Below are 12,052 nucleotides of genomic sequence, written 5' to 3' on the forward strand. Positions count from 1 at the left end.
AACATGCCCCAGGGCGACAGGTCATGCGGCAGCGTCAGAGCAATGGCGGAAGGCTCTTCGCCCCCAGCAGTGCTCGGCGCCGGCTGAACGCGCGGTTCGGTCGGTGCGGCAGCGGTTGGTGCCTCCGTCGCCGGGGGCTGTGCCGCGGCCGGGGCCTGAGCTGCCTGCACGGCTGCCGGAGCTGTCATGGGCTGCTGAGCGGGCGCTTGTGCGGCCGGTGCCGCGGGTGCCGGCTGCTCCTGCGCCAGCGCGACGTCGGGAAGAAAGGAGCCGGCCGCAAGAATGGCGAACGCGGCCAGCACCACAAAAAGACTGTTCCGGGACAAGGCTAGTCCTCGCTTCATCATTGCACGCCAATGCCGTCTGACTAGAAAACATGAGTTAGCGAGTCAACTATTAAGATGTCCATCACCATCAAATATCCGGGTCGCGCGCCGGTAGCCGGGGACGCCGTGAGGTCTGGACTGCGACGCCGTCGCTGGGCCACCATGTCAGCCACAACCGAGGCAGCAGGCGATGATCAAGGCGACCCCGTTCGACTTCCCCTATGACGGAAGGCTGGTGCCGCAAGACACCGCCCTGCTCGTGATCGACCTGCAGGCGGATTTCCTGTCGCCGACAGGCTATTTCGCCAGGAAAGGCTATGACCCTTCGCCGCTGCGGGCCATTCTGCCGACGGTGAATCGGCTGATTGCGGCCGCGCGCGCTGCCGGCCTCGCAATCGTCCATACGAGGCAAGGCTACCGCGCCGACATGGCCGATATGACGGCTTACGAAAAATGGCGCCGCAAGCGGGCGGGACTGGACGGCACCGATATCCTGCTGCGCTCCAGCCCAGGCTTCCAGATCGTCGCCGACATAGAAGTCAGGCCCGAGGACATCATTGTCGACAAGACCTGTAACGGCGCCTTCACCTATACGGATCTGGAACTGGTGCTGAGGGCGCGCGGCATCACCCATCTGATGTTCACCGGCTGCACGACCGATGTCTGCGTTCACACGACGCTGCGCGAGGCCTGCGACCGCAATTTCCAATGCCTGACGATTGCGGACGCCTGCGCCAGCGGCGACGGCCGGGCGCACGAAGCCGCGCTGCATATGGTGACGGTCGAGGACGGCGTCTTCGGCGCGCTGGCGAGCTCGGAGGCGGTCATCGCCGCGCTGTCGCGGATCGCAGAAGAACGGGATTGATATCGGGATTTCGGGATCGCAGAATCCGCCGGTCACAAATCTTTTTGCGTGCACCGTTCCGTTCCCGGCATCGCTTTCGTCTTCACGGTTAGCCGCCGCCGCCAGGACAGACGGAGCCAAGCCATGTCGACCGCAGTGACCTTGATCAATGTCTTCACTATGTCCCGTCTTGATGAAACCGGCAGCCGCAGCGGCCGGTCTCACCTCGCTCCGCGATTTCACCGAAGGTGTGCCCCGGTGAACGAGCGCGACGCGAACGTTCCTGGCGCCAGGGTGTCGGCGTCGCACCGAGCCAGCGAATTCGCGATCAGCGTGACCGTCTCGCGATCCGCGCGATCTCGCTGGGACGGTCGATACCGCCGATCATGAATTCCTCGATGCCTAGCGCGGCATAGGGCAACAGCGAGAGCGCAAGCCGCGCCGGCGGCCCCGCGACCTCGACCGCCTTGTGGTCGGAGGCGCCGGACCAGCCTTCGGGGCGAATGCGGACGGGAAGCGCGAAGCGCAATCTGCCGGCGCGGCCGTGCTCGGCTGCAGCGCCGCGCACACGCTGCATCAACTGCGCGACTTCGTCCGGCGAGCCGGCCGCCAGCTCGAATATATCGGCATGCCGGCCGGCGACCTTCAGCGCGGTGCCGGACTGGCCGCCAAGCCGGATGGTGAGGTTGCCGCCATGCGGGCCCTTGCGCGGCACGTAACCGCCTTTGACGCTGTAGAAGGCGCCTTCATGGTCGAAGGGCTTGTCGTTCGACCACAGCCGCTTCAGCAGCACAAGATATTCGTCGATGCGTTGCCACACCACGCTGTGGCCGACCGGCCGCGCCTCGGCATCACTGTCCTGGAGCGGCTCGCTCAGCATCCTGAGCGACAGGCGGCCGCCGCCTCTCAAGTCGAGCGCCGCGAGCTGCCTTGCCGCCACCGCCGGCTCGACCACACCGGCCCAGTGCGTCAGCACCACTTCCAGCGCCGGGGTGCGGTCGAGCGTCTGCGCGGCGATGTCCATGTTGGCGAGCAGGCCGGCCGGATCGTCGATCACCAGCTTGCGGAACCCCGCATCCTCGATCAGCGACAGCTTGGTCGCCGTCTCGGCGAAATCGTAGAAGAAGCTGCCATTCGCAGGCTTACCGGGAACATGCGTGAACTCGATCGGCATTGCCATCTCCTCCGTCACGTTGGCTTGCCCCGCTCCACCTCGAACAATCCAATGCGCGCAGGCGCGCCGACGCGCCTGGCGCTCGGCCAGTTATCTTCTCCGGTTACTCCAACTCAGATTTTTGGACGGCGGGGCCGTAGGCCCCGGCTCTGTCAGGGGATGATCCCAAGCACCACCGCGCCGGTGAACACGAATGCCAGCGCGAAAACGAGATAGGCGAAGGTTCCGCCATAGGCGGGCCTCCAGCTCTGGTCGGCGGTCAGCCTCTGGCCCTTGCGCTGAGCATTCTGCATGTAGGTCATGGTCGAACCTCCGTCTCGGCCATTAATCTATAAAGATAGTAGACTTTGTCGAGTGCTATTTTTCGCCGGTTTTTGGAAGGACGTCCTCGGAAACGGCAACTTGAGGGGCGTTTATTCTCAGCCGAGATCGAAAACGTGCGGGGATGCGCCACCGGAGGATCCGACAAAATGCCTGTAGCTCCGGCTTTTCGGCGGCAAACGGCCTCGTTCAAGCGCTTGGCTACTCGGTACGCGAGGGGATAGCATCAAAATAGTCTCACAGGACTCAGGGAGAAAAACATGGGTGGAAGGCTGGCGGGCAAGGTCGCCATCATCTCGGGTGGCGCGACGGGCATGGGTGGAGCGGCTTCCGAGCTGTTTGCCGCCGAAGGCGCCAAGGTTGCGATCATCGACCGCAATGGCGAGGCCGCCGGCAAGACCGCCGCGGCGATCCGCGCGCGCGGCCATGATGCGGAGCATTTCGTAGCCGACGTTTCCGATGAGGCGCAGGTCGAGGCGGCGGCGAAGGCGGCCGCGGAAAAATTCGGGCTGGTGACCGTGCTGTTCAACCACGCCGGCACCATTGTGATTAAACCCTTCTTGGAGACGACTCTGCAGGAATGGGACTGGCTGCACGCCGTCAATGTGCGTTCGATGTTCCTGATGACGCGCGCGGTGCTGCCGGGCATGATCGCCGCCGGCGGCGGCTCGATCGTCTGCACCTCGTCGATCTCGGCGGTGGCGGCGACGCCGAACGAAGTGCTCTATGACACCACTAAAGGCGCCTGCCACATGTTCGCGCGTGCCATCGCGGTGGAGTTCCGCGATCGCAACATCCGCTGCAATGCCATCTGTCCCGGCTTCATCCGCACGCCGCACGGAATGCGCGAGGTCGCCGACCTCGGCAAGCTCGGCGTCGATGTTTCCGATGCCGCCATGGCCGCGCAACAGGGCCGCATCGGCGAGCCGGAGGAAGTGGCCAAGGCGGCGCTGTTCCTGGCGAGCGACGAATCGAGCTTCGTCAACGGCGCGCATCTCTTCGTCGACAACGCCTTCACGGCGATCTGAGGCGTCCCAAGCTTGGGCCCTTCCTCTACCCCGGCGATCGGGGGAGAGGAAAGAATCTACCTACCGTTCCTCGCGTCGAAACGGCTTCAGCAGCGCCGAAGGCGCGACCGCGTTGCGCGAAATGAAGGCCATGGCGACGATGGTGAAGATGAAGGGCAGCATCAGGAAGGCTTCGTAAGGGATGTGCCCGAGGCCGCTGGCCTGCATCCTGAGCTGCAGCGCGTCGACGAAGGCAAAGAGCAATGCCGCGCCCGCCGAACGCCACGGGTCCCAGCGGCCGAACACCACCAGCGCGATCGCCACCCAGCCGCGCCCCGACACCACGCCGAAGGTGAAGGCGTTGAACTGCGCCATGGTGAGAAAGGCGCCGGCAAGACCCATCAGCGCGCCGCCGAGGATCACGGCCTGGAAGCGCGTGACGATCACGCTGACGCCGGCGGAATCCGCCGCGCGCGGGTTCTCGCCGACCATGCGCACCGACAGCCCCCAGGGTGTGCGGTAGAGGACGAAGGCGGCAAACGGAACGGCGATGATCGCGAGATAAACCAGCGTGAACTGGTTGAACACCGCCGGACCCAGGATCGGAATGTCCGACAGCAGGGGGATCGGCGCCGGCTGAAAGCCCTTGATGCTGGGCGGCACCGATTGCTGGCCGAAGATCAGTCGGTAGAGGAAATAGGCGAGCCCAGAGCAGAACAGCGTCACGCCGATGCCGCAGACATGCTGGCTGAGGCCCAAGGCCACCGTGAACAGCGCATGCAGCGCGCCCATCGCCGCCCCGACAAGCACGGCCACCAGCACGCCCAGCCACAGGCTGCCGCTCAGGCTGGCGGCGGTGAAGCCGGCCATGGCCGCCAACAGCATGATGCCTTCGATGCCCAAATTGAGCACGCCGGCCCGCTCGGAAAACATTTCGCCTAGCGTGGCGAAGGCGAGCGGTGTGGCGATGCGGATGATGGCTGCGAGAAAGCCGACCTGAAAAATCTGCTCGAACACCGCGCTCATGCGGGCGCCCCCACGCGGCGGATGCGATAGGCGGTGAAGAGCAGCGCCACCAGCATCGCAAGCAGCGCCGTACCCTGGATGACCTCACTGAGGAAGGCCGGCACGCCGGTCGCGCGCGACATCGCCTCGGCGCCGGTCATGACCGCGGCAAGGAAGATCGCGGCCGGCACGACGCCGAGCGGATTGAGCCTGGCGAGCATCGCGACGACGATGCCGGAATAGCCGTAGCCCGGCGAGATGTCGCTCATCACCTGGAAATGGACGCCACCAACCTCGCCGACGCCGGCCAGTCCGGCCAGCGCGCCGGAAAGCAGCGCGGTGGAGAGCAGCACGCGCTGGGTATTGATGCCGCCATAGCGGGCCGCCTCCGCATTCTCGCCGGTGACGCGGATGCGGAAGCCGAGCGTGGTGCGCGCGATCAGGAACCAGCAGACGGGCGCTGCGATCAGCGCCACGACGACGCCGATATGCAGCCTTGTGCCTTCGATCAGCACCGGGAAATAGGCGGAATCCTCGATTGGCGGCGAGATCGGATAACCGGAAAAGGTGTCCTTCCAGGGCCCCTCGATCAGCGCCATCAGCGCGTAATAGATGACCGAGTTGAGCAGCAGCGAGCTGACCACGTCGTCGACCTTGAATTTGACGCGCAACGTCGCCGGCACCAGCGCGACGAGGGCGCCGGCCGCCGCGCCGGCCAGCGCCATCAGCAGGATGGCGAGCGGTCCCGGCATCGGGATGGCGCCTACGGCACAACTCGCAACCGCGCCGGCCAGCAGCTGGCCTTCGGCCCCGATGTTCCAGAATTTGGCGCGGAAGGCGATCGCCACAGCAAGGCCGGTGAAGATCATCGGCGCGGCGCGCACCAGCGTCTCGGTGATTGCGTAGCTGTCGCCGAGCGAGGCCGAGAGCATCACGCCATAGGCCTCGATGACACCGGCGCCGGCGACGGCGATGAGACCGCTGCACAAAACCAGCGCGACGGCGATGGCGAGTAGCGGCAGTGCGAGATTGAACCAGGCCGGCGTCGAGCTGCGGACTTCGAGACGGAACATCAGGCGTGCTCCCGAGGCAATTCCATAGCTCTACGCCCTCCCCTCCGCGCCGGTCATCAGCAGCCCAAGCCTCGCGACGGTGGCCTCCGGGCCGGAAAGCGTGCCGGCGATGCGACCCTCATACATCACCGTGATGCGGTCGCAGAGCATCAGCAATTCCTCGAGATCCTCGCCAATCACGATGATCCCGCAACCCTTCGCCCGCATGGCCAGGAATTTTTCGTGGATGAACCGTGCAGCGCCGATGTCGAGGCCGCGCGTCGGCTGCGAAACGATCAGCACCTTCGGGTCGAAGGCGAGCTCGCGCGCCAAAAGCGCCTTCTGCAGATTGCCGCCGGAAAGCGCGCCGGCGCGCGTCATGGGCCCGGGACAGCGTATGTCATAGGCCTTGATCTGCGCTTCGGCGAAGGCGCGGATCGCCACCGGATCGAGCAGCCCCATGCGGCTGAAGGCCTCGGTGCCGATGCGGGGCAGCACCATGGAGTCGGCTAAAGGCAGGTTGGTGACCAGCCCGGTCGTCATCCGGTCCTCCGGAATGCGGCCAAGGCCGAGCGCCTGCAGCTCGCGCGGCGAAAATTGCGCAACTGCTTTGCCGGCTATCGTCATCGAACCGGCACTCGGCGACAGCATGCCGGAGATCACATCAGCCAGCGCCCGCTGGCCATTGCCGGAGACGCCGGCAACGCCGAGGATCTCACCGGCGCGGACGAAGAGCGAGACCTCGCGCAGCGGCGTGCCGCCATGGCTTGAGGTGGAGATGCCGTCGAGCGTCAGCACGGGCGCGCCCGGCGTCGAAACCTCCTTGATCGGCGGCATGATTTCGTGGCCGCACATCAGCTTGGCCATCTCGGCCGAGGTGGTTCCTGCCGGATAATCGACCCGGCCGGCGACCTTGCCATGCCGGAGCACGACGCAGCGATGGGTGAGCGCCCTGACTTCGTTGAGCTTGTGCGAGATGAAGATGATGCCGAGCGCTTGCGCCGCCATCGAGCGCAGCGCGGCGAAGAGGCCATCGACCTCGCTGGGCGCCAGCACCGCCGTCGGCTCGTCGAGGATCAGGAGCCTGGCGCCGCGAAAGAGCGCCTTGATGATTTCCAGCCGCTGCTGCTCGCCGATCGAGAGCGCCGAGACCGGCAGGCCGGGATCGAGATGCAAGCCATGTTGGCGACCGATCTCCTTCAGCCGCGCCAGCCCGCCCGTGCGGTCGATGCGGCCGGACTTGCCGGCAATGCCGATCAAGAGGTTTTCCAGCACCGTCAGCCGCGGCGCCAGATGAAAATGCTGATGCACCATGCCGATGCCGGCCGCGAGTGCATCGGCCGAATTTTGGATGGCGACCGGCCTGCCCTCGACCAGGATCTCGCCCGCATCCGGCGCATAAGCGCCGAACAGCACGTTCATGAGCGTCGTCTTGCCGGCGCCGTTCTCGCCGAGCAGGCCAAGGATCTCGCCGGGGGCGACGCTGAGATCCACGCCCTCGTTCGCCTTGACGGCGCCGAAGCTCTTGGTGATGCCGCGCATTTCGATCAGTGGGACGGGCAAGGATGCTCCTAATATCCCTCCCCCTCGAGGGGAGGGTGGCCTGCAGGGCCGGGTGGGGTCGCCCGCGACGCGCTCCATCTTCAGTCGTCAAGGTCGAGCGGTTGAGACGACCCCTCCCGCCTCGCTTCGCTCGGCACCCCTCCCCGCAAGGGGGAGGGTACTGGTCAATCCGACACCGGCGTGTTCTCGTCGACGTCGACGCGGAAATTGCCTTCCAGGATCTCGGCTCTCTTCTTGGCGACCAGGTCCTTGACCTCGGCCGGCAGCGTCTTCTCGAACTTGTGATAGGGGCCGAGATCGGAGCCGCCCTTGGCCATGCGCGAGAAGTCGCCATAGTCCTGCGCGGTGAAGACGCCCGCCTTGACCAGCTTGATCGCCTGCTCGACCGTCGGATACATATTCCATACCGGGCCGGTGATCACCGTGTCGGGTCCGAGGCTCGACTGATCGGACATGTTGGAGATGGCGTAGATCTTCTTTTCGACCGCCGCTTCGATGACGCCGAAACGCTCGGCATAGATGACGTCGACGCCGGCATCGATCTGCGCGATCGCGGCCTCCTTGGCCTTCGGCGGATCGAAGAAGGAGCCGATGAAGGCGACCTTCCGCTTGATGTTTGGATTGACCTCCTTGGCGCCGCCGAAGAAGGCGTTGACCAGCCGGTTCACTTCCGGAATGCCCATTGCCGCGACAGCGCCGATCGTGCCCGACTTCGACATCTTGCCGGCGATCAGCCCGGAGAGATAGGCCGGCTCGTGGATCCAGTTGTCGAAGACGCCGAAATTGGGTTCCGCAGGCCCGGCGCCGGAGCCGAACAGCCAGGCCGTCTTCGGGAACTGTTTTGCCGTGCGCCGCGATTCGCGCTCGGCGGCGAAGGCGTCGCCCAGCACCAACTGGTAGCCGCCTTGCGCATATTCGCGCATCACACGGCTGAAGTCGGCGGTCTGCACCTTCTCCGACCATTTGTATTCGATGCCCAGTTCCTTCTCGGCCTTCTGCAGGGCGACATGGATCTGGTTGTCCCACGGCTCCTCGATCGGCGTCGCGAAGATCGCCGCCACCTTCAGCTTGTTGTCCTTGGCGAAGGCCACGCCGGGCAGCGCCGCCGCGGTCAGCCCAAGGACGCCGAGTTCCAGCACATTGCGCCGCGACAGGCCGGCGCGTTGCGTTTTGCGATGATCGTTTTCCATTGAAATCCCCTCTAACTCGACGGCCGTGTCGAGCCGGCCGTTCAAAACATGTCAGACGGGAGGACTATGGAACGACGCCCGACCTTTGTCCACATGGTCAAATTTGGCTGGAGAGACCCGGAGAGCGACCCCCTCCTCGCGACTTGTCACCGCACAGCCTTCTCGCCACCCGCCGCCGTGATCACCCCGACGATGATCAGCCCGGTCAGCACCAGCCGCACGCCGGCGCTGACGCCGAAGGTGTTGAGCATGGTGAGCAAAAGCACCAGGAACAGGCCGGCGCCCCAGACGCCGGGCACGTTAGCCTTGCCGCCGGCGACCGAGGTGCCACCGATGACGACGACCGCGATGGAGGCGAGCAGATATTCATTGCCGATATCGACATTGGCGCCGCGGAAATAGCCGGCAAGCAGCGCGCCGTCGATGCCGCCCAGCGCGCCGCACAGCGTGTAGGTGAGGAAGCGGATGCGGCCGACATTGACGCCGGCGAGCCAGGCGGCACGGATGTTCTGCCCGATCGCCAGCACCGAGCGGCCATAGATCATGCGCTGCAGCGCCAGCGCCGCGGCGACGGTGAAGACCACCGTCAGCATCGCCAGCACCGGGATCCCCAGCACCTGCCAGTTGGTAAAATCGGCAAAGCCCGGCGGCGGCTTGATCTGCAGGCCGCGCCCGTAGCTGATGTCGACCGACTGGATGATGAAGCTCGCCGACAGCGTCGCGATGATCGGCGGAATCCTGAGCGCCCAGATCAGCAGATAGTTGATGGCGCCGATCGCCGCGCCGCAGGCGAGCGCCGCCAACAGCCCGACGACGATCATCGAATCGCTGCCGCCCATAACCTTCATCGCCACCGCGCTCGCCAGTCCGATATTGGCGGGCAGCGACAGGTCGACATTGCCGGGGCCGAGCGTGATGACGAACATCTGGCCGACGCCGACGATGACGGTGAAGACGGCAAGCGAAAGTGCCGCCGTGACCATGCCGCCGGCGCCATAGCCGCCGGTGAAGGCGACGGTTGCCACCCACACGAGAACGGCGCCGACGAAGGACCAGAGCCAGGGTTTTTCAAGCAGCATCCGGACCGAGGTCATCGTTCACCTCTCCCTGCGGCTGATCAGCACCCGGGCCGCCAGCACGATGATCAGGATCGCGCCATTGGCGGCCACTTGCCAATCGGGCGGGATGTGCGTGAAGGTCAAGAGCGGCGAGGCGGCCAAAGCCAGTGTCAGCGCGCCGATGACCGCGCCGATCGGCGACACCCGGCCGCCGACGAACTCGCCGCCGCCAAGGATGACGCCGGCAATCGAAAGCAGCGTGTAGCCGTTGCCGATATTGGCGTCGGCCGAAGTGGTGATGCCGATCAGCGCCATGCCGGAAAGCACGCCGAACAGGCCCGTCAGCGCGAAGAGCACGATCTTTGTCTTGAGCAGCGACCAGCCGGCGCGCCTGAGCGCCGCGGCATTGCCGCCGGAACCGCGCAGGATGACGCCATATGAAGTGCGCATCAGGCCAAAATGCACGATCGCCGCGATGAGCAATGCCGCCAGGATAGGGAACGGGATATAGGGCGGCTTGAAAGACATGATCGCCAGCAGCCAGTCCGGAGCCTTGCCGCCCGGCTTCGGCAGGATGAGGATAGCCAGCCCCTGCCAGACGAAGCTCATGCCGAGCGTCACCACGATCGAGGGCAGGTTGCGCAGATGGATCAGCGCGCCGAGCAGCGCGTAGACGCCGATTGAACCGAGCAGCACAGCGACACCGATGAACGGCGCATCCCTGAGCCAGGTGGCGGTGACGCAGCCGACAAAGCCGACGAAAGTGCCGATCGAGAGATCGAGCTCATTGCCGGCGATGACGAACATCTGCGCGATCGTCGCCAGCGCGATCGGGATCGCCAGGTTCAGCATTAGATTGAAGCCGAAATAGCTGATGGCGCGCGGATTGAGCCAGGCGATGGCCATCAGCACCAGCGCCAGCGACAGCGCCGGCAGCAGGCTGCGCAGCGTGCGTGCGCGGGCCGCGCTGCCGCGCGAGGATTTGGGGACCGTGCCGGGAGCGATCGCCGTCATCTCAGGCCGTGTCGCCGAACGAGGACTGGATGATCTTCTCCTCCGTCAGTTCGTCGCGCCCAAGATTGGCGACGATGCGGCCGTTCTTGAAGACATAGACATGGTCGCAATTGTCGAGCTCTTCGGTTTCGGTCGTGTACCAGAGGAAGGTGCGGCCCTTTCCGGCCTCCTCGCGCACGAGGTCGTAGACTTCGAGCTTGGTGCCGATGTCGACGCCGCGCATCGGATCGTCCATCAGCACGATCTCGGCATCGGAGCCGAGCGCGCGCGCAAACAGCGCCTTCTGCTGATTGCCGCCCGACAGCGAATAGATGTTGTTGTTCATGTCCGGCGTGCGGATGCCGATCTTCTTCTTCCAGAATTCGGCCAGCTCCGCCTCGCGCTGCGGCGAGATCAGCAGGCCGTCGCGCAGGCGCTGAAGCGAGCGGATGCCGATGTTCTGGGCGATCGACCATTGGGCGAAGATGCCGTCCGCCTGGCGGTCGCCGGCGACCAGCGCCACCGGCGCCGTCACTTCGATGCCGGCCCTGGCGCGCGAGGCGGCCGAGAAGATCGCGAGCAGCAGGTCCGTCTGGCCATGCCCCGCGAGTCCGGCAAGGCCGATGATCTCGCCCGCCCGGGCGACAAGCTCCTTGCCATCCTGCTGCCGCGCCGGGCGCGCCCGCACCCTGAGAGCCCCAACCGCGACCTTGCGGGTCTCGGCGGCGGCCTTCTGATGTTCCCCGGCGCCGCCCATCGCGGCGACCAGCTTGTCCCGGTCGAACGCGCTTGCGGCGTCGGCGGCGACCACCTTGCCGTCGCGCATCACCACGATGCGGTCGGCATTCTGCAGCACCTCGCCCAGCACATGGGAGATCAGGATGCAGCTGCCGCCCGCGGCGACGAAGCGGCGCACGAATGAAAGCAGCTGGCCGGCCGTGTGCGCATCGAGCGACGAGGTCGGCTCGTCGAGGATGACCAGATGCAGCGGCTCGCGGGTCAGCGTGAAGGCGCGCGCCACCTCGACCATCTGGCGGCGTCCGATCGACAGATCGCCGGCAATGTCGTCCGCCGCGATGCCGTGGTCGGGAAAGATCTCGTCGAGCTTGGCCTGGATGAGATCGGCGGCCTTGCGCCGCCAGCCGAGCCCGCTGAGCGAGGGATGGTTGATGCGCGTGTTCTCGGCGACGCTGAGGTTTGGGCAGAGCGACAGCTCCTGGAACACGCAGCGTATGCCGAGCTCGAGCGCGCGCGCCACGGAATAGCTCGCTTCCTGGTTGCCACGCACCGCGATCTGCCCGCCATCGGGCCGCAGCGTGCCCGCAACCATATGCATCAGCGTCGACTTGCCGGCGCCGTTGTGCCCGACCAGCCCGACGCATTCGCCGGCGCCGACATGGAAGTCGACGCCGTTGAGCGCGCGGACGGCGCCGAAGTGCTTTTCGGCGCCGTCCAGCCTGACGATGTCTGCAATAGCCTGGAGCATCCTCAACGATATCCGGTCGGCGATGCGGCTGGC

At 65.8% G+C, this 12,052-nt stretch carries 11 protein-coding genes and 1 pseudogene; 2 read left to right on the forward strand and 10 right to left on the reverse strand.

Features of this window, described 5'->3' with window-relative positions; all coding sequences use genetic code 11:
• Positions 1–326 (reverse strand): annotated as a pseudogene (locus tag EOA79_RS33155) (tonB-system energizer ExbB); the annotation flags it as partial.
• 190 nt (positions 327–516) lie between these two features.
• Here EOA79_RS33155 and EOA79_RS09705 point away from each other — a divergent pair.
• The gene (locus EOA79_RS09705; protein WP_095799679.1) at positions 517–1,191 is read left to right on the forward strand and encodes an isochorismatase family cysteine hydrolase; all 675 of its coding nucleotides are present in this window, start codon (positions 517–519) and stop codon (positions 1,189–1,191) included.
• Positions 1,192–1,498: 307 nt separating this feature from the next.
• Here EOA79_RS09705 and EOA79_RS09710 read toward each other — a convergent pair whose 3' ends face one another.
• On the reverse strand, positions 1,499–2,344 hold the full coding sequence (locus tag EOA79_RS09710; protein WP_245322517.1) for an LLM class flavin-dependent oxidoreductase: 846 nt from the start codon (positions 2,342–2,344) through the stop codon (positions 1,499–1,501).
• Positions 2,345–2,496: 152 nt separating this feature from the next.
• Positions 2,497–2,646 (reverse strand): hypothetical protein, encoded by a 150-nt coding sequence (locus tag EOA79_RS09715; RefSeq protein WP_082953811.1) that lies wholly within the window; start codon positions 2,644–2,646, stop codon positions 2,497–2,499.
• Between the two features lie 279 nt (positions 2,647–2,925).
• Between EOA79_RS09715 and EOA79_RS09720 the strand changes: the two genes are divergently transcribed.
• Positions 2,926–3,693 carry an SDR family oxidoreductase gene (locus tag EOA79_RS09720; protein ID WP_095826244.1) on the forward strand — a complete coding sequence of 256 codons (768 nt, stop codon included), beginning with the start codon at positions 2,926–2,928 and terminating at the stop codon, positions 3,691–3,693.
• 60 nt (positions 3,694–3,753) lie between these two features.
• On the opposite strand, the gene EOA79_RS09725 is transcribed toward EOA79_RS09720, so the two are convergent.
• The 7 genes from EOA79_RS09725 to EOA79_RS09755 all read right to left on the reverse strand — a co-directional run bounded on the left by EOA79_RS09725 (position 3,754) and on the right by EOA79_RS09755 (position 12,019).
• Positions 3,754–4,698, reverse strand: a complete 945-nt coding sequence (locus EOA79_RS09725; protein WP_095826245.1) for an ABC transporter permease — start codon at positions 4,696–4,698, stop codon at positions 3,754–3,756.
• A complete protein-coding gene (locus EOA79_RS09730; protein ID WP_095826246.1) occupies positions 4,695–5,750 on the reverse strand; it encodes an ABC transporter permease in 1,056 nt (351 codons plus the stop codon). Before EOA79_RS09730 ends, EOA79_RS09725 begins: the two co-directional genes overlap by 4 nt.
• Before the next feature lie 30 nt (positions 5,751–5,780).
• Positions 5,781–7,292, reverse strand: coding sequence for an ABC transporter ATP-binding protein (locus tag EOA79_RS09735; protein ID WP_095826247.1), 1,512 nt, complete (start codon positions 7,290–7,292; stop codon positions 5,781–5,783).
• Positions 7,293–7,456: 164 nt separating this feature from the next.
• Positions 7,457–8,482 (reverse strand): BMP family protein, encoded by a 1,026-nt coding sequence (locus tag EOA79_RS09740; RefSeq protein WP_127335652.1) that lies wholly within the window; start codon positions 8,480–8,482, stop codon positions 7,457–7,459.
• 146 nt (positions 8,483–8,628) lie between these two features.
• Positions 8,629–9,576, reverse strand: a complete 948-nt coding sequence (locus EOA79_RS09745; RefSeq protein ID WP_095826249.1) for an ABC transporter permease — start codon at positions 9,574–9,576, stop codon at positions 8,629–8,631.
• 3 nt (positions 9,577–9,579) lie between these two features.
• Complete coding sequence (locus tag EOA79_RS09750) at positions 9,580–10,554, reverse strand: ABC transporter permease (RefSeq protein ID WP_095826250.1); 975 nt, start codon at positions 10,552–10,554, stop codon at positions 9,580–9,582.
• Position 10,555: 1 nt separating this feature from the next.
• Positions 10,556–12,019 (reverse strand): sugar ABC transporter ATP-binding protein, encoded by a 1,464-nt coding sequence (locus EOA79_RS09755; RefSeq protein WP_067323041.1) that lies wholly within the window; start codon positions 12,017–12,019, stop codon positions 10,556–10,558.
• Between the last annotated feature and the right edge of the window lie 33 nt (positions 12,020–12,052).

The organism is Mesorhizobium sp. M1A.F.Ca.IN.020.03.2.1, assembly GCF_004023205.1.
Classification (GTDB): Bacteria; Pseudomonadota; Alphaproteobacteria; order Rhizobiales; family Rhizobiaceae; genus Mesorhizobium.